The 16748-nt window shown below is 69.2% G+C and carries 15 protein-coding genes and 1 pseudogene; 8 read left to right on the top strand and 8 right to left on the bottom strand.

All coding sequences use genetic code 11. The annotated features are described in order from the left end of the window. Window positions 1-12: 12 nt before the first annotated feature. Window positions 13-408 (bottom strand): AMP-binding protein, encoded by a 396-nt coding sequence (locus NWFMUON74_RS28600; protein WP_187684842.1) that lies wholly within the window; start codon window positions 406-408, stop codon window positions 13-15. Window positions 409-728: 320 nt separating this feature from the next. Here NWFMUON74_RS28600 and NWFMUON74_RS28595 point away from each other — a divergent pair, with 320 nt between their 5' ends. From NWFMUON74_RS28595 to NWFMUON74_RS28585, 3 genes are all read left to right on the top strand, one after another. Then, a complete protein-coding gene (locus NWFMUON74_RS28595; protein ID WP_187684841.1) occupies window positions 729-1028 on the top strand; it encodes a hypothetical protein in 300 nt (99 codons plus the stop codon). Window positions 1029-1371: 343 nt separating this feature from the next. Next, on the top strand, window positions 1372-2589 hold the full coding sequence (locus NWFMUON74_RS28590) for a cation:proton antiporter (RefSeq protein WP_197986926.1): 1218 nt from the start codon (window positions 1372-1374) through the stop codon (window positions 2587-2589). Window positions 2590-2767: 178 nt separating this feature from the next. Continuing rightward, the gene (locus NWFMUON74_RS28585) at window positions 2768-4015 is read left to right on the top strand and encodes a TIGR03618 family F420-dependent PPOX class oxidoreductase (RefSeq protein WP_187684840.1); all 1248 of its coding nucleotides are present in this window, start codon (window positions 2768-2770) and stop codon (window positions 4013-4015) included. 285 nt (window positions 4016-4300) lie between these two features. On the opposite strand, the pseudogene NWFMUON74_RS28580 reads toward NWFMUON74_RS28585, so the two are convergent. The 4 genes and pseudogenes from NWFMUON74_RS28580 to NWFMUON74_RS28565 form a co-directional block, all read right to left on the bottom strand. After that, window positions 4301-5647, bottom strand: a pseudogene (locus tag NWFMUON74_RS28580) (LLM class flavin-dependent oxidoreductase). Continuing rightward, on the bottom strand, window positions 5644-6414 hold the full coding sequence (locus NWFMUON74_RS28575) for an ABC transporter ATP-binding protein (protein ID WP_187684839.1): 771 nt from the start codon (window positions 6412-6414) through the stop codon (window positions 5644-5646). The pseudogene NWFMUON74_RS28580 and the gene NWFMUON74_RS28575 overlap by 4 nt, the downstream one beginning before the upstream one ends. Beyond that, the gene (locus tag NWFMUON74_RS28570; protein ID WP_187684838.1) at window positions 6390-7166 is read right to left on the bottom strand and encodes an ABC transporter permease; all 777 of its coding nucleotides are present in this window, start codon (window positions 7164-7166) and stop codon (window positions 6390-6392) included. Before NWFMUON74_RS28570 ends, NWFMUON74_RS28575 begins: the two co-directional genes overlap by 25 nt. Continuing rightward, window positions 7166-8254 (bottom strand): ABC transporter substrate-binding protein, encoded by a 1089-nt coding sequence (locus NWFMUON74_RS28565; protein WP_187684837.1) that lies wholly within the window; start codon window positions 8252-8254, stop codon window positions 7166-7168. The genes NWFMUON74_RS28570 and NWFMUON74_RS28565 overlap by 1 nt, the downstream gene beginning before the upstream one ends. 175 nt (window positions 8255-8429) lie before the next feature. On the opposite strand from NWFMUON74_RS28565, the gene NWFMUON74_RS28560 reads away from it, so the two are divergent. Together NWFMUON74_RS28560 and NWFMUON74_RS28555 are read left to right on the top strand one after the other, a co-directional pair. Continuing rightward, complete coding sequence (locus NWFMUON74_RS28560; RefSeq protein WP_187684836.1) at window positions 8430-9776, top strand: cytochrome P450; 1347 nt, start codon at window positions 8430-8432, stop codon at window positions 9774-9776. Between the two features lie 37 nt (window positions 9777-9813). After that, complete coding sequence (locus NWFMUON74_RS28555; protein ID WP_232110655.1) at window positions 9814-10443, top strand: TetR/AcrR family transcriptional regulator; 630 nt, start codon at window positions 9814-9816, stop codon at window positions 10441-10443. Here the strand turns inward: NWFMUON74_RS28555 and NWFMUON74_RS28550 are convergent. From NWFMUON74_RS28550 to NWFMUON74_RS28540, 3 genes are all read right to left on the bottom strand, one after another. After that, window positions 10429-10878, bottom strand: coding sequence for a hypothetical protein (locus NWFMUON74_RS28550; protein ID WP_187684835.1), 450 nt, complete (start codon window positions 10876-10878; stop codon window positions 10429-10431). The genes NWFMUON74_RS28555 and NWFMUON74_RS28550 overlap by 15 nt on opposite strands. Window positions 10879-10977: 99 nt before the next feature. After that, complete coding sequence (locus NWFMUON74_RS28545; protein WP_187684834.1) at window positions 10978-11709, bottom strand: phosphodiesterase; 732 nt, start codon at window positions 11707-11709, stop codon at window positions 10978-10980. Window positions 11710-12568: 859 nt separating this feature from the next. Continuing rightward, window positions 12569-13471, bottom strand: a complete 903-nt coding sequence (locus tag NWFMUON74_RS28540; RefSeq protein WP_187684833.1) for a serine/threonine-protein kinase — start codon at window positions 13469-13471, stop codon at window positions 12569-12571. Window positions 13472-13611: 140 nt separating this feature from the next. On the opposite strand from NWFMUON74_RS28540, the gene NWFMUON74_RS28535 reads away from it, so the two are divergent. From NWFMUON74_RS28535 to NWFMUON74_RS28525, 3 genes are read left to right on the top strand one after another with little or no spacing between them, the layout of a single operon-like run. Beyond that, the gene (locus NWFMUON74_RS28535; RefSeq protein WP_187689482.1) at window positions 13612-13905 is read left to right on the top strand and encodes an ArsR/SmtB family transcription factor; all 294 of its coding nucleotides are present in this window, start codon (window positions 13612-13614) and stop codon (window positions 13903-13905) included. A 36-nt stretch (window positions 13906-13941) separates the two neighbouring features. After that, window positions 13942-14958, top strand: a complete 1017-nt coding sequence (locus NWFMUON74_RS28530; protein ID WP_187684832.1) for an LLM class flavin-dependent oxidoreductase — start codon at window positions 13942-13944, stop codon at window positions 14956-14958. A 60-nt stretch (window positions 14959-15018) separates the two neighbouring features. Then, window positions 15019-16743, top strand: a complete 1725-nt coding sequence (locus tag NWFMUON74_RS28525; RefSeq protein WP_187684831.1) for a DUF3556 domain-containing protein — start codon at window positions 15019-15021, stop codon at window positions 16741-16743. Window positions 16744-16748: the final 5 nt, after the last annotated feature.

Here is a 16748-nt window from a genome sequence, read left to right as displayed (position 1 = left end):
TGAGTTCGGTTGTCAGGCGGCCTGATTCGCGGCGTCGCCGAGCGGTGCGTCGGATCCGGTCAGGTAACCCAGCAGCGTCGAGCGGTCGTCGAGCACCAGCCAGTCGGTCGCGTCGGCGAGATGGCGGCGCTGCGCTCTGGTCGTGACGCCGAGGTCGGCACGGGGAGCGGATTCGTCCACCGCCGGGGCCGGGATCGCACCGGTCTTGGTGATGGCCGCCCGCGTCACGGCCGCCTCGATCGGCGCGGGCACCGCCATCGCGATGCGGACGCCGCGCCGCGCGCCGCGCTGGACGAGCAACCGGGCCAGCCGGTTCGACCAGCGATCCAGGTCGGTCCAGGTGAGTTCGCAGTCGTCGGTGCGGACGGCAACGGTGGTCGGGTCGGGGTGCGGGGTGGAATCGCTCATGCGTCAACTGTCGAGGTTCCGGGTCCGGCTCGACAGCGACCTCAGTGCTGACCGGCGGCCTCCCAGGGGTGGGCGTTACCACCCCAAGGTGTCGACACCCCGTCCGGCGTCACGACGATCGCGAAACCTCGAAAGATTGCTGAGCGGTAACCTAAACTCGGGATTGTCTCGGACACTCGATGCCGACCCGGCTCGATCCTCGAATGCGCGGCTCGGGGTGGGCGTCGCCGGGCAGGATGGACCGAGAGCGCGACGTGGCGGCCGACATGTCCCCGGCGCTCATTGTCGTTGCGCCGGAGGGGAATCGGAAGGATGAGGTGGTGGACGACAAGGGCGCGGGCGCGGGTGGGCGGGCAGCCATGGCGGTGCTGCCCGAGCACGCGACCGACGGGTGGGAGCTGACGGGCCCGCCGGGCAAACCGCGTCTGGTCAAGGATTTCGGCGCGGTTCGCACCCGGATCCGCGTCACCGCGCCCGCCACCTGTTCCTGGTGGGTGGGACGGCCGGACGGCCGCCTGCTGCGGGAGGCCTCCGTGAGGTCGATCGAGGAGGCCAAGGCCGCAGCGGAGGCATGGGTGGCCGCCTACCTCGCTGCTCGATCCGAACCGGCCGACGAGTAATTCCGATTTGCCGCTGGTGGGAACGAGTGTCTTCACGACGCTCGTTGTCTGCCTACAGTAGGCGGCGCATACCAACCGGTACGCACGCTCGGATACACGGCCCCGGGAACCACTTCGCTACCGGGGCCACCGGGCTTGTGCACCGCTCGGAATCGTTCTGCGCGTGAGGATCTCCGCGAGGACCACCGCCCCGCAACGCCGCGCTTCGTCCATCATCCGCGGAGAATCTCACAGAACCGGGAGGAGTTCGAGACGGCGGCCTCGGGGGCGGCACCGGTAGGGTTGTTCGGCCGGATCGGTTTGTTGTTGCCGGTGCCGGGTTCGGAAGGTAGGAGGTGGGCTTGTGCCCAGCCACGTCGTCACCATGCTTCTCGTTGATCTTGTTCTGATCTTGGCCGCGGCGCGGGTGCTGGGGTGGTTGGCCGAGAAGGTGGGGCAGCCGCCGGTGGTGGGGGAGATCGCGGCGGGGATTCTGGCCGGGCCCACGGTGCTCGGGCACCATCTGTCCACGTCGATCTTTCCGATGGATACGCGACCGGCGTTGGCCGCGCTGGCGAATGTGGGTATCGCGCTGTTCATGTTCGTGGCGGGCATGGAGACCGATCTCGGGCGGTTCGCCAAGAATCGGAGTGCCGTGCCGGTGGTGTCGCTGTCGGCGTATGTGCTGCCGTTCGCGCTGGGTTCCGCTGCCGCCCTGACGATTCTGGCGCGGCATCAGACCGGCAGCCGAATCGCGTTCGTGCTGTTCATCGGTTGCTCGCTGGCGGTGACGGCATTCCCGGTGCTGGCGCGGATTCTCCACGACCGGGGGATGTTCACCACACCCGTCGGGCAGCTGGCGCTCGGGTGCGCGGCCGTCGGTGACGTGCTGGCGTGGGTGGTGCTGGCGGGCGTCATCGCCTCCACCCGGACCGGCGCGGACCAGACGTGGCGCTTGCTGCTGCTGTTGCCGCTCGCGGCCGGGACGTGGTGGCTCGTGCGGCCCGTCCTCGGTCGCGTCGTCGGCGGTATGTCGGCCGACCGATCCCTCACGCTGGTCGCGGTGTGCGGCGCGCTGCTGTGGGGCGCGATGACCGAATGGGCCGGACTGCACCTGATCTTCGGCGCGTTCCTGTTCGGCGTGGTGTTTCCGCGCGGCGGCCGGGAGCGGGTCACCGCGGCGGTCCAGCCCCTCGGTGCGCTGTTCATGCCGTGCTTCTTCGTGATCGCCGGGCTGCGGGTGGACCTGTCCGCCATCGACCGCGCGGGCGTCGGGGAACTCGTCGTCGTGATCGCGGTCGCCGTCGCCGGAAAGGTGCTCGGCACGTATCTGTCCGCCCGGCTGGCGGGGATCGACAAGCACCCCGCCAGAGTGCTTGCGGCCCTGCTGAACACCCGCGGCCTCACCGAACTGATCCTGCTGGACGTCGGGTTGTCCACCGGCATCATCGGACCGGACCTCTACTCACTGCTGGTCGTGATGGCCCTGATCACCACCGCGCTCACGGCGCCACTGCTCAGCCTGTTGAAGTCCGCGCCCGCGACCGCTCCCGCCGAACCCAGCCGCGTATCCACCACCTGAGTTCGAGGTCGGCCGCGGCGATCGTGCGGGTTTGCCGATCGCAACCGGCCCCCTGAGTCCGAGCACACCACTTCCGCGCAGGCCGAGCGGCTGATCACGCTCGCTCGCAACGGCCTGCGAGTGGGAGATTCTTAACTAGTCTTGCAATTGAATTGAACCGGCTGGTTAAATCTGGGGCATGAAGAACCTTGTAGTGGCGGGTGGCACCGACGGGATGGGTCGCGCCGTGGCGTTGCGGCGACTGGCAGCGGGTGACGCGGTGGTGGTCGTCGGGCGGGACCGGGCGAAAGGGCAGGCGTTCCTCGAGGACGCCGCGGGGCTCGGGGCCGCGGAGCGCGCGTATTTCGTTGCGGCCGACCTGAGTTCCGTCGGCGCTACTCGCGCCGCCATCGCGGAGATTCGCGAACGGTTCGATACGCTCGACGCACTCCTGTTGTGCGCCAGGCACTTCCGGTCCGAGCGTGCGGTGACCGAAGAGGGATTCGAGTACAACTTCGCGCTGTTCTATCTGAGCCGATTCGTGTTCAGCCACAACCTGGTCGACCTGCTGGACCGTGCCGAGCGTCCGGTCATCGTGAATGTGGCGGGGCCGGGGAGCGGGACGGGGGCGATCCGCTGGGACGATCTCGAAGGTGAGCGGGGGTACGACGGGGGACACGCGCTCACCCAGGGAGGTCAGCTCAACGACCTGCTCGGGGTGCGGTTCGCGCGGGCGCGGGTCTCGGCCAGGACGCGGTACGTGCTGTTGCATCCCGGTGTGGTGAACACGGCCCTGTCGGGTGATTACGATGCGCCGACGGCCGCGCGGATCGAGCACATGCGGCGCGGGGCGCTGTCGATCGACGAGGCGATCGTTCCGATCCTGGAGGTACTCGACAATCCGCCCGCCGAACCGCTCACCGCGATCGTGGCGGGGCGGCCGTTGGATGTGCACGGGCCCGCCTTCGACCCCGAGGCAGCCGACCGATTGCACACGGAGACAGTGCGCTTGCTCGGACGGCTCCAATCGGCGGCGTTCGGTGTCGACCCCGCCCGGCTGCGGCAGGTGCTCGACACCCCGGTGTTCGCCACCGTCGCGACGGTCCAGCCGGACGGCGGCCCGCACCAGTCGGTGGTGTGGGTGCTCCGCGACGGCGACGACGTGCTGTTCGCCGTCGCGGCCGGGAGCCGCAAGGAGCGCAACCTCCGGCGCGACCCCCGCGTGAGCGTGCTGCTCAACCCACCCGAGGCGCCCTACACCTACGCCGCCATCCACGGCCGCGCGACACTGGCGGCCGCGGGCGGCCACGAACTACGCGACCGCCTCTCCCTGAAGTACACCGGCCAGACCTACACCGAACACAACCCCGACGTCGCCGAGCGATACGGCGACGTCGACATGGTGACCGTCCGGGTAACACCCGAACGCGTGGTCGGCCGCCTCTGAAACCGCGCGCCCCTTTGCTCGGAGTCCCCTCATACCGCTGGGCATGATCCCTGCGATGGCTGCCGGTGTCGGCTCGTACCGCTGGGCAGAACCGCGAACGTTGGCCGGTGCTGGGTCGTGCCGCTGGGCAGAACCGCGAACGCTGGCGGTGCTGGGTCGTACCGCTGGGTGGAACCGCGAGCGCTGGCCGGTGCTGGGTGGTGCCGCTGGGTGGGACCGCGAGCGCTGGCCGGTGCTGGCTCACACCGCTGGGCTGAACCCGCGCGAAGGCTGCCCGTTACCGGCTCATACCGCTGGTTCGGGGTGTAGGGCGAAACGGCTCTGCGGGCGGGGGAGGCCGAAGTGGTCGCGCAACGTCGTGCCGGTGTATTCGGTGCGGAACAGCTTGCGCTGCTGGAGAATCGGGACCACCGTTTCGGCGAAGACCTCGAGCCCGCCGGGGTAGTAGGGCGGCATGACGTTGAATCCGTCGGCCGCGCCGCTACGGAACCACTCCTCGATGGTATCGGCGACCTATTCGGGAGTGCCCGCGAACACCCGGTGCCCGCGAGCGCCCGCCAGGCGATGCAGCAGCCCGCGCAGCGTGGGCCGGTCCCGCTGCACGATCCCCGCCACCACCTGGCGGCGGCTGGCGGCGTTGTCGGTGACATCGCCCGCGTCGGCGAACAATTCGACCGGCACCGGCTCGTCCAGCGGCAGGTGCCGAAGATTCTGCCCGGCGATGCTCTCCAGCTGTCCCAGCCCGTACTCGGGCACGGTGAGTTCGTTGAACTCGCGTTCCAAACGCTTGGCCGCGGACTCGGTGTCACCGATGAACGGGCTGATGCCGGGCAGAATCTTCAGATGCTCGGGATTGCGCCCGAAGCCGTGGGCGCGGCGCTTGATGTCGGAATAGAACGCCTGGGCGTCGGCGAGGCGCTGATGCGCGGTGAAGATCGCCTCGGCGTAGCGGGCCGCGAAGGCCCGGCCGTCGTTGGACGCGCCGGCCTGCACGAGCACGGGGTAACCCTGTGGGGTGCGGGCCGATTGGAACGGGCCGCGCACGCGCAGGTGGTCGCCCGCGAAGTCGACGCGGTGGATCTTGTCCGGGTCGGCGTACCGCCCGGCGGCTCGGTCGAGCAGGATCGCGTCGTCCTCCCAGCTGTCCCACAGCGCCACCACGGCAGCCACGAACTCCCGGGCGCGGGCATACCGCGCGGCGTGGTCGGGGTGTGCGGGGAGGCCGAAATTCGCCGCGGCGAGGTCGGTTCCGGTCGTCACGATGTTCCAACCGGCACGACCGCCGGAGATGTGGTCGAGCGAGGAGAACAGCCGGGCCAGGTTGTACGGCTCGTAGTAGGTGGTGGAGGCGGTGGCGATCAGGCCGAGATGCGTTGTGGCCGAAGCAATCGCCGTCAGCAGAGTGATCGGCTCCAGCCCCGGCGCGGCGTTGTACTCCACATTGGTGCGCAGCGCCGGGCCGTCGGCGAAGAAGACGGCGTCGAGCCTCGCGGCCTCCGCGGTCCGGCCGATCTCCTGGTAGTAGGTGACGTCGTAGATGCGATCCGGCCGGCTGTCGGGGTGCCGCCAGGCCGCCTCGTGATGGCCGGCGGGATAGATGAACGCGTTGAGATGTAGCTGTCGTTCGGTCATGCCGGTATGCCCGCCTCCGTGATCTCGATGTGGTGGTCCGCGCCCGCCGGACGGGTGACGCCGAGGCTGTGCAGCAGCGACTCCCGATGGTCGGCGAACCCGGTATCGCTGTGCCGCCGCGGCCGCGGCAGGTCGATGCGCCGGTCGACCGCGATGCGGCCCTCGTCGAGCACCAGCACCCGGTCCGCCAGCAGCAGCGCCTCGTCGACATCGTGGGTGACCAGCAGCACGCCGGGCGTGTGCCGGGCGCACAGGTCCTGCAGCAGGCCGTGCATGCGGATGCGGGTCAGCGCGTCGAGGGCGCCGAAGGGCTCGTCGGCCAGCAGCAGCGCCGGTTCCCGCACCAGCGAGCGCGCCAGCGCCACGCGCTGCTGCTCGCCACCGGAAAGTTCTTTCGGCCAAGCCTGTTCGCGCCCGGCCAGTCCCACCTCCGCCAGCGCGGCACGGCCCTTGGCACGGGCGTCACCGCCGCGCAGACCGAGAACGACGTTGTCCAGCACGCGAATCCACGGCAGCAGCCGCGAATCCTGGAAGACCACCGCACGATTCACCGGCACCTCCAGCTCGCCCGCCCCCTCGACGCCGTGATCGAGTTCGGCCAGGGCACGCAGCAACGTGCTCTTACCCGAACCGCTGCGCCCCAGCAACGCGACGAACTCGCCGCGGGCGATCTCGATATCTATGCCGCGCAACACGATCCGGTCGCCGAATCCGCGGCTCAGAGCGCGGGTGCGCACCACCGTCAGTCCGCCAGTGTCTGCCGCCATGCCAGCGCCCTCCGTTCCACCTGTCGCACCGCCACGTCACCGAACAGGCCGAGCAACCCGTAGATCACCAGGCCGACCACGATGACGTCGATCTGCCCGTAGGTGCGCGCCTGGGTCATCAGGTAGCCGATGCCGCTGGTGGCGTTGACCTGCTCCACCACGACCAGCGCGATCCACGAGATCGTCACCGCCAGCCGGAGTCCGGTGAAGAAGCCGGGCAGCGACCCGGGCAGCGCGACGCGGCGGATGAATTCCCAGCGGGACAGCCCGACGGTCCGCGCGAGTTCGACGTAGCGGGCATCGACGCCGCGCAGATGCGCGTGCGTGTTGATGTAGATCGGGATCAGCACGCTGAGCACGATGCAGAGGATCTTCATCTGCTCACCGATGCCGAACCGCACGATGAACAACGGGATCAGGGCGAGCGTCGGGATGGCGCGCTTGATCTGGATCGGCCCGTCCACCAGCGCCTCCCCGATCCGGCTCAGGCCGGCGACCAGGGCCAGGATCAGCCCGGCCGCCACCCCGATGGCCAGGCCGAGCACGGCGCGCCGCAGCGAGGTGAGCAGGTTCGACTGCAATCGGCCGTCGGACAACAGGTCCGTGGCGGTCTCGGCGACCGTCCACGGCGCGGGCAGCGTGTTCGGGTCGAGCCGGCCGGTCGCCGAGCCGATCACCCAGGCGGTCACGAGCAGCAGCGGGCCGACCGCGATGCCGAACGGAATGGGTTTACCCGGACCGAGGACGGCCATCAGTTGGCTCCCGTTCCGAACGAGGCGCCGATCTCGGTGACGGTCTGGGTGACCACCTCGTCGAAGCGCAGGTCGAAACCGTCCGCGGCGCTGATCTTCTCGGGTAGTTCCCCGGCGGCGTCGATGGCGTCGATGGTGGCCTGCTGGCGGTCCACCAGTTGCTGATCGAGGTGCGGGAAGGTGTAGACGCCCAGCGAGTCGATGATGCGTTTCGCGTCGTCGGCGCTCACCTTCTGGCTGTCGATGTAGTACTCGCGCGCCCACTCGTCCTGGTGCAGGTTCGACCACTGCTGCGCCCGGATGAACGCGGCGACCAGGGCGCGCGTCGCGGCGGCCCGCGCCGGGTCCTGCACGACGGCACGCCGCGCGTACAGGTATCCCAGCCCGCCGTAGATCCCGGTGAGTTCGGCGTCGGGGAGTACCGAGGCGCCCGGAGTACGCAGCAGCCGAGTCACATTCGGTTCGATCAAGGGTGCGACGTCGACCTGCCCGGTGCGCACCGCGTCGAGGAAATCGCTCAGCTGCAGCCGGACCAGGTGCACGTCGGAGGTCTTCAGCCCGGCCTTGGCGACCGCACGCAGCACCCCGGCCTGTTGCGCGGTGCCCTCGGCGTAGGCGATCTTCCTGCCCTTCAGATCCGCCAGCCGGGTGATCGAACGGCCCGGCGCGACAGCGAGTTTCATCGCCAGCGGATTGCTCTGGTAGGCCGCGACGATCGGCACGTCCTGCCCGGCGGCGAGGGCGTGGATCGGGGGCACGTCACCGACCTGCGCCACATCGGCCGCACCGGCGCGGAACGCCTCGAGGACGGCCGGGCCGCCGACGAAGTTGGCGAACTCCACGGTGAACGGCAGCTTCTCCAACTCGCCGGAGGCACGCAACCAGGTCTGCACGCGCTGCTGCTGGTCGGCGACGACGAGCTTGGTACCCGGCGGGACCTCGGTGGGGAGCGGCCCGTCGGGCGCGCGGCGCACCGCGGTGTCGTTGTTCGCGCAGCCGGTCAGGGCCGCGCCCGCGACCACCGTCGCGGCGAGCAGGAGTGCCGTTGTCCGGCCGAACCGAACCCTGGCCGTACGCAGGCGAAACATGTCGTCATTGAATCAGGACGAATCCGGCGCGAAAACCATAGTGCGCGGCGTGATTTCAACCCTCGGCCGCGATCGCGGGGTCATTGTCCGGCGACCGGGCGAGTGACCCTTGCCACACGCGGTACGGCAGCGTACCGTTCGGGTGGTACATGAATGTACCGAGTGGGAGGCGCGCATGACCACTGTGAAACTGCCGGACGGGCCGAGGTCGCCGGCGTTCGTCCAGGGTATGGAGATCCTGGCGGGGAGAACCCGGGCGTGGCGTCGCCTGCACGACCGCTATGGCTCGGCGTTCACCGCCTACGTACCCAGGTTCGGCCGGATGGTGGTGCTGTCGGATCCGGCGGAGGTGAAGGCGCTGTTCACCGCCGGGACCGACGTGGCCGACAACGGTGACGTCAACCTCGGTGATTTCCTGGGCCCGAATTCCCTTTTCGCACTGACCGGTTCGGCGCACCGCCGCCACCGCAAGCTGCTCTCCCCGCCGTTTCACGGGCGGCGGCTGCCGGTGTACGAGGCGCTGATCGAGGAGGAGACCGTCCGGGAGATGGCGTCGTGGCCGACCGGCCGGGAATTCGCGACCATGGACTCGATGATGCGGATCACCCTGAACGTGATCCTGCGGGCCGTATTCGGCGCCGAGGGCGCGGAATTCGAGCGGCTCCGGGTGCTGCTGCCCAAGCTGGTGCTCGTCGCCTCGGCGCTGGCCGCGGTGCCGGTGCCGCGAAAGTTCCTGGGCCGCTTCGGTCCTTGGGCCAGGTTCGCGCGCTATCGCGGCGAGTACGACGCTCTCGTCGGTCGGCTGATCGATCGCGCGCGGGCCGACGAGGCCCTCGCCGAGCGCGACGACGTGCTGTCGATGCTGCTGCGGACCCGCTACGACGACGGGTCGGCCATGACACGCGGCGAGATCGCCGACGAGCTGCTGGCCCTGCTCACCGCCGGGCACGAGACCACCGCGGCGACCCTCGCGTGGACCGTCGAACGGCTGCGGCGGCATCCGGAGGTCTTGCGGCGCTTGGTAACCGAGGCCGACGCGGGCGGATCGGCACTGCGCGAGTCGACGCTGCTGGAAGTGCAGCGCGTCCGCCCGGTCGTCGACATCACCGGGCGGATGGTGCACGCCGAGTCGCTGACGCTGGGGCGCTGGACGCTGCCGAAGGGCCAGAGCGTGCTGGTCAATATCCGGCTGATGCACGACAACGAGGAGCTGTATCCGCACGCGCGTACCTTCGACCCGGACCGGTTCCTGGGCGCGCGGCCGGGCACGTTCACGTGGATCCCGTTCGGTGGTGGGGCGCGGCGCTGCATCGGCGCGGCGTTTGCGACCATGGAGATGAACGTCGTGCTGCGTACGCTGCTGCGGGATTTCACGCTGGAGCCGACCGACGCGCCGGACGAGCGCACGCACTTCCGCGGCGTCGCGCTGGTGCCCGCCGGGAAGGGTCGCGCCGTCGTGCACCGCCGCGCCGCGCCGTCCGCCGCGGACAGCGCTGCTCGCTCCGCTGAAATGCCGGTGTGAGCGGGGCTGTGCGCGACCGGAAACTAGGCTGACGGCCGTGACCCGTGCCGAGCCCGCATCCAGTCCCGACGTGGCCACGCCGGAATCGGGGTTTCGGCGTCGACTGCTCGACGGCATGGCCGAAGCGGTACGCCGGCAGGGGTATCGCGATCTCACCGTGGCCGATGTGGTGCGGCATGCCCGCACCTCGCGCCGGACCTTCTACGAGCACTTCAGTGGGAAGCAGGACTGTTTCATCGCGCTGCTGGCCGAGCGCAACGCCGACACCATCCGGCAGATCTACGCGGCGGTCGATCCGTCGGCGCCCTGGCGTGCGCAGGTGCGGCAGGCGATCGAGGCGTGGATAGTGGCCTCGCAGCACGACAGCTCGATCACGCTCGCCTGGATTCGCGACACGCCCGCTCTGGGGGACGGCGGTCGGCAGCTGCATCGCGACACCGGTGAGGCGTTCGTGACCTTGATCCAGAACCTCACCGCGACACCGGAATTCCAGTCCGAGGAGCTGCATCCGCCGTCGCGGCAGGTGGCGACCATCCTCTACGGGGGTTACCGTGAGCTGATCGCCTCCACGTTCGAGGACGGTGGTGATCTCGGCGGAATAGTCGATGTGGCGGTGGAAACGGCGATCGCGTTGATCGGGCCGCGGCGGGAATCAGGCGGCGGATAGGGCGAGCAGCCGGGAGAGGTCGCGCCAGCGCCGCTGCCGGTGCGCGAACACCAGGCGAACGAACAGTCGAGTGCCGAAAGCCGTTATGCCGTCTTCGATTTCGACCTCGTCGGTGTAGCGGCAGCTGGACTCGGTGAGCGGCGTGAATGTCAGTCGGTGATTCCAGGTGCGGATCGGTCCGCCCCATTCGTTGGTGTAGATCTCCGTCGGCGCGAGGTGGATCAGTCGCAGGTGATGACGCCACGTGGGGAGCACGCCGAACCACCAGAGCCGTGCGGAGGTCTCCATGCCGGGCTCGACGCGGTCCGGGACGAGCAGCCCGGGGACCGAGAGGACCGGCCGCACCACGTAGGCGAACATCTCCGGGGTACGCGCCAGCCTGCACGCCGTCTCGGCCGCGATCGGCAACTCGGTGGTTAGGGTGACCTTACTCATGAGGGAATGATCGGTGATGCGGTGTCGTAGGGCAAGGGGTCGTAGGGCAAGGGGTCGTAGGGCGAGGGCCACGACGTGATGCCTCGACAGGATCGTCCGCTACGGCTCTGTAGTGGTAGTGCCCTGCAGGGCAGGAGTTCCCGCCGCGGCGATATCGTCCGGCTCACCGCGGCCGTGGCGGCTGCCCGCATAGGCGCGCTCACGAATCTCGGCTACCTGACGGGGCAGCAGTTCCACGCCTTCGGGCCGGTTGGTCACCGGGTCGTAGAAGCCCGGTCCGGCGTGCTCGCCGATCTCGCATTTCGACAGGGTGAACTCGGCCAGCGTGCGCGCCGGGCCGCGCCACGGGACCGCTCGGAGCGCGAAATCGAGTCGATGGTGCTCCAGGTGGGTGTTCAGATCGTCCACCGAAGCGGTGTCCGGCTGCTTCGAAAGTGGCTGGGCGAGAATCCACTCCGCTTCGTGCCCAGGGAAACGGTAGGGCATGAGACTCCCGTAGCGAGCGTGTCCCCAATCCCGGGCGGGCACGACGAGCAGGCGGCCGAGCGGACCGCTGCCGGTCGTGGCCAGCGCCAGATCCCAGGGCCGTTCCCGATGGTCGAGCACGCGCAGCGCCAAGCCGAGCACATCGGGCAGCGCGCCGGGCAGCCCGACCCCCTTGGACAGCCGAGCCAGCACCGGCCGATCGTCCGCCCCGAGCAGCCGGGCGTAATCGGCATCCACCGCGTGCAACGCCCCGGTCAGCGGCATCCCGACCGGATGAAACACCCGACCCCGCCGCACCCACGCCGCAGCACCGAACACACCACTCACCACGCGATCGAAAACCATGTCGTCACCCCCTTCTCGGCAATGTCCACCCCCGCAATACCCACCCACCCCCACCTCAACCAGCGGCCGCATGCGAATGCGCGTCGTCTCAACCCCGCCCGATCAACCGACGCCATACTGCGGCGGCAGCTTTGCGTTTTCCACCGGAGGACGCTGCCGCCGGTTGGGCGGGTGCACGGTACGCCTGCGGTCTCGGTGTGTTCTGGAGCGGTGGTGGTGGCGTTTGGTGGGGTAGTCGGGTGCGGGGAGTTTGCGGTGGTGTGGGGGAGCCGGGGTGGGGTGGTGCGGGGTGGGTGGGTGCGGTGGAACGAGGTGGGGGGAGGACCGGGAGTTGTTCGGTCGGCTCCTCGTCCGGCTCGTCCACCTCGGCGCGGAGTTGAGCGAAGTATGCCTCGACCGACCCGTAGCGGGCCGTTACCTCTTCCACGAAATCCAATGCACCCGATCGCGACCCCATACCCAACCACTCCTCAGCTGATTACCGCCTCGCACAACGACTTTCGCGAACTCTGCGGTGCCGGTGGGGAAGCCGCCTTCCTCGGGGGCCTCCCCACCGCACGCGGCGCCACCGACCCCGGGTGGGCAGTTCGCCGACTCCACCCCGGAGACACCCGTGCACGGCGGTGCATACGCACTCTAGAGCCACCGCAACCACTTTCAGCAAATCTCTGGCGAGTCGCCCGGCGTGTCCCTGGCTGGATCGAGAATACCGGACAACAGCGACCAATTCCGTGCGAAAGGTACCGGTAGAGTTGCGATTTCAGTGGCACGACGAACGGCGACAGGGCGTGTGATGGCAACTTGCGCACATGTAGCTACCCACGAGCGACCATGCGGCCGAACGGCGACGGCCCACGCTCTAGCCCACCCGGCTGAACGCGGCCGTCATGCGGTTTCGCAGCGGTGCGAGCGGACGCGGGTCGATGTCGCGGAGCGCCTCGGTGAGTAGCCGGATCGGTTCGGCGCAGGTGGGATAGCGGTCGGCGGGGTCCTTGGCGAGCGATCGGTGCAGCACCGCGACGACCTCTCGCGGGATCCAGTGCTTGCGCGCCGAGATGTCGGGTGGCGTGTCGTGTAGTTGCGCCTGCGCGGTGGCCATCAGGTCCCCGCGCGGGAATGGTGGTCGCCCCGTGAGGAGTTCGATCGCCGAGCACGCCAAGGCGTATTGGTCGGTCGCGGGGGAGACCGTTTCCGCCTTCAGCAGTTCCGGTGCGGCGTAGGGCACCGACACGACGACGAAGCCGTCGGTGGCCAGCGGCGGCTCGGGCCGATTCAGCCAGCGGGCCTGGTCGAAGTCGGAGATCTTCACCGTAGCGGGCCGATTCGCGCCGACGAGCACGTTCGCCGGCTTGATGTCGAGATGGACCACGCCGTTGGCGTGCGCGAAGTCCAGCCCCGCCGCCACCCGGGTCAGCAGCGGCAGCACCCGGGCCAGGTGCGGATGTTGGTGCGGCATCCGCACCAACTCCAAACCCGTTGTGCCCGCGACGTATTCGTGCGCCGACCAGAGCCGCCCGGCGGTCTCGCCGTGGTCGTACATGCGCACGATGTTGGGGTGGCGCAGAGCCGAAAGAATGTCGAACTCGTGCACGAACCGAGCCCGCGCCGCCGCCGATCGACTGGCCTCGGGCCCCAGAATCTTCAGCGACACCGGCCGCGATCGTTCCAGGTCCTCGGCCAGGAACACCTCGCTGCTGCCCCCGCGGCCGAGCCGGGTTCGCAGCAGAAATCCCGCGAAACGCTCGCCTGGCTCCGGTACCACACCCTCACCATAGTCCGCCACCTCCCGCATCGACAGGGTTCGGCCTTCGCATCAGGTAGAGCAGTGAGCATCGTCATGGTGCTCGCGCGTCGCCGGGGGAGTAATTTCGTTTATCAGCGAAATACCGAACGGTGGTGACGATGCTCGACGAGTGCAAGGCCCTGTCGAACGAGACGCGGCTGCGCATCCTGGAGTGGCTCAAGGACCCGGACGCGAACTTCCCGGAGCGCGGCGCGGAGACGGCCGATCTCGGTGTGTGCGTCGGCCTCCTCCAGCAGAAGGCGGGTACCTCGGCATCGACCATGTCGGCGCACCTGGCGATCCTGCATCGCGCCGGATTCCTGTCCGCGACCCGGCGCGGGCAGTGGACCTACTACCGCCGCGACGAGGCCCGCATCCGGGCCTTCACCGAGCAACTCCATCACGCGCTCTGACCGCGCGTGCTCCGACCACAGGAAAGGCAGCGCCCGATGACCGCCCTGTCCCTACTCGACCTGGCATCGATCGAACCCGGCCGTACCGCCCGCGACAGCTACACCAACAGCGTGGCGCTGGCCCGCGCCGGTGAGCGCAGCGGGTACCGGCGGGTCTGGTACGCCGAGCACCACAACATGGAGTCGATCGCGTCCAGCGCCACCAGCGTGCTCATCGGCTACGTCGCGGCGCACACCGACACCATCCGGCTCGGCGCGGGCGGCATCATGCTGCCCAACCATTCGCCGCTGGTGATCGCCGAACAGTTCGGCACCCTGGAGACCCTGTTTCCCGGCCGGATCGACCTGGGACTCGGCCGCGCGCCGGGCAGCGACCAGAAGACGATGCTGGCGCTGCGCCGCAATCCGTCCTCGGCCGACTCGTTTCCCCAGGACGTGCTGGAGTTGCAGGGCTACCTGACCGGCGAGACGCGGGTGCCGGGGGTGCAGGCGGTGCCGCGCGCCGAAGGCATTGTGCCGCTCTACATTCTGGGATCGTCACTGTTCGGCGCGCAGCTCGCGGCGCAGCTGGGCCTGCCCTACGCCTTCGCGTCCCACTTCGCTCCCGACGCCCTGCACCAGGCGGTCGAGGTGTACCGCGACACCTTCCGGCCGTCGCCGCAACTGGCCGAGCCCTACGTGATGGCCGGCGCCAATGTGTTCGCCGCCGAGGATCACGACGCGGCCGTCGAGCAGAAGCGGATCGCCTACCGGGCGCGGGCCCGGATGATGATCCGGCGCGGCCCGGCCGCCCCCGACTTCACCGACGCCGAGATCGACGCCTTCCTCGCGTCCCCCAACGGGCAGTCGCTCGCCGCGATGACCCGGTACACCGCCGTCGGCACGCCCGCCGAGGTGCACGAGTTCCTGGCCGAGTTCGCCGCGTCCATCCGGGCCGACGAACTGATCCTCGCCCACGGCGCCACCCGGATCGACGATCGGGTGCGGTCGGTCGAATTGACCGGCGCGGCGGCCGCGCACGGCTCCGATCAGCGACAGGAAGCATTTCTATAACAAGTTCTAGTTCCCTGTGATAGCGTGACCGCCCGTCCGCAGGATGGAACGGAGGGTCCGATGGGGTTTGTCGAGCCCGATCTGCCCGTGGTCGACATGGCGCAGTGGAGCCGGGGCAGTCGCAGCGAAAGAATCCGGCCGATGGCACGGCACTGGGCCGAGGTGGGTTTCGGCACTCCGGTCGTGCTGCACCTGTTCTACGTCGCCAAGATCTGCCTGTACATCCTCGGCGGGTGGTTGTTCGCGCTGACCACCAGCGGCATCGACGGATTCACCCGGGTGGGCTCGTGGTGGTCGGAGCCGATCGTCTTCGAGAAGGTCGTGCTGTACACGCTGCTGTTCGAGGTGGTCGGGCTCGGCTGCGGCTTCGGCCCGCTGAACAACCGGTTCTTCCCGCCCCTGGGGTCGATCCTGTATTGGTTGCGCCCCAAGACGATTCGGCTGCCGCCCTGGCCCGGCCGGATCCCGTTGACGAAGGGCGACACCCGGACACCGGTGGATGTCGCGCTCTACGCGGCGCTGCTGGTGCTGCTGGTGTGGGCGCTGCTGGCCGACGGTACCGGGCCGATACCGGAACTGGATACCACCGTCGGCCTGCTGCCGGTCGGGCATGTCGCGGCGATCCTCGGCGTGCTGGCCGTGCTCGGGCTGCGCGACAAGGTGATCTTCCTGGCGGCGCGCGGCGAGGTGTACGCCACCCTGGCGGTGACCTTCCTGTTCTCCGGCGTCGATGTGCTCGTCGGGGCGAAGGTTGTGTTCCTGGTCATCTGGATGGGCGCGGCGACCTCGAAACTGAACCGCCACTTCCCCTTCGTGGTGTCCACGATGATGTCCAACAGCCCGGTGATGCGGCCGCGGTGGATCAAGCGGAAGTTCTTCGAGGACTTTCCCGACGATCTGCGCCCGGGACGGCTGTCACGGATCGTGGCGCACACCAGCACGGCGGTGGAGATGCTGGTGCCGCTGGTGCTGTTGTTCTCCGGCGGCGGCTGGCCCACCGCGGTGGCCGCGGTCGTGATGCTGCTGTTCCATCTGGGGATCCTGACCGCCATCCCGATGGGCGTGCCGCTGGAGTGGAACGTCTTCATGATCTTCGGCATGGGGACGCTGTTCGTCGCGCACGCCGATATCGGGCTCGGTGAGCTGAGCGATCCGGTCCCGGTGGCGGCGTTGTTCGTCGTGATCGCGGGGATCGTCGTGGCGGGAAACCTGTTCCCGCGCAAGATCTCCTTCCTGCCGGGCATGCGGTACTACGCCGGGAACTGGGACACCAGCCTGTGGTGCGTGAAACCCTCGGCCGCGGCGAAGATCGGCACCGGCGTCGTCGCGATCGCCAGCATGCCGCAGGCCCAGCTGGAGCGGTACTACGGTAAGGATCGCGCGCAGATTCCGCTCTACCTCGGCTACGCGTTCCGGGCCATGAACACCCACGGTCGCGCACTGTTCACCCTGGTGCACCGCGCCCTGCCGGAGGGTCGCGAGGACGAGTACACGATCACCGACGGCGAACGCATCTGCAGCACGGCCGTCGGCTGGAATTTCGGTGACGGCCACATGCACAACGAGCAGCTCATCGCGGCGCTGCAGCGGCGGTGCCGATTCGAGCCGGGCGAGGTGCGGGTGATCCTGCTCGACGCGCAGCCGATCCACCGGCAGGAGCAGGCGTACCGCCTGGTCGACGCGGCCACCGGCGAGTTCGAGCGCGGCGTGGTGCGGGTGGCCGACATGGTGACCCGGCAGCCGTGGGCGGACGACCTCCCGGTGCACGTCGACGGCGCGAAGTGACGTCT

Origin of the sequence: Nocardia wallacei (assembly GCF_014466955.1) — a bacterium.
Classification (GTDB): domain Bacteria; phylum Actinomycetota; class Actinomycetes; order Mycobacteriales; family Mycobacteriaceae; genus Nocardia; species Nocardia wallacei.
Note: the sequence above shows the minus strand (reverse complement) of the source record. Positions and strands in the feature narration are given on the sequence as shown.

Coding starts and splice junctions, on each gene's coding strand:
- NWFMUON74_RS28600 (WP_187684842.1), bottom strand. CDS start 408: ATGAGCGATTCCACCCCGCACCCCGACCCGACCACCGTTGCCGTCCGC.
- NWFMUON74_RS28585 (WP_187684840.1), top strand. CDS start 2,768: ATGAAGAACCTTGTAGTGGCGGGTGGCACCGACGGGATGGGTCGCGCC.
- NWFMUON74_RS28575 (WP_187684839.1), bottom strand. CDS start 6,414: ATGGCGGCAGACACTGGCGGACTGACGGTGGTGCGCACCCGCGCTCTG.
- NWFMUON74_RS28570 (WP_187684838.1), bottom strand. CDS start 7,166: ATGGCCGTCCTCGGTCCGGGTAAACCCATTCCGTTCGGCATCGCGGTC.
- NWFMUON74_RS28565 (WP_187684837.1), bottom strand. CDS start 8,254: ATGTTTCGCCTGCGTACGGCCAGGGTTCGGTTCGGCCGGACAACGGCA.
- NWFMUON74_RS28560 (WP_187684836.1), top strand. CDS start 8,430: ATGACCACTGTGAAACTGCCGGACGGGCCGAGGTCGCCGGCGTTCGTC.
- NWFMUON74_RS28550 (WP_187684835.1), bottom strand. CDS start 10,878: ATGAGTAAGGTCACCCTAACCACCGAGTTGCCGATCGCGGCCGAGACG.
- NWFMUON74_RS28545 (WP_187684834.1), bottom strand. CDS start 11,709: ATGGTTTTCGATCGCGTGGTGAGTGGTGTGTTCGGTGCTGCGGCGTGG.
- NWFMUON74_RS28535 (WP_187689482.1), top strand. CDS start 13,612: ATGCTCGACGAGTGCAAGGCCCTGTCGAACGAGACGCGGCTGCGCATC.
- NWFMUON74_RS28530 (WP_187684832.1), top strand. CDS start 13,942: ATGACCGCCCTGTCCCTACTCGACCTGGCATCGATCGAACCCGGCCGT.
- NWFMUON74_RS28525 (WP_187684831.1), top strand. CDS start 15,019: ATGGGGTTTGTCGAGCCCGATCTGCCCGTGGTCGACATGGCGCAGTGG.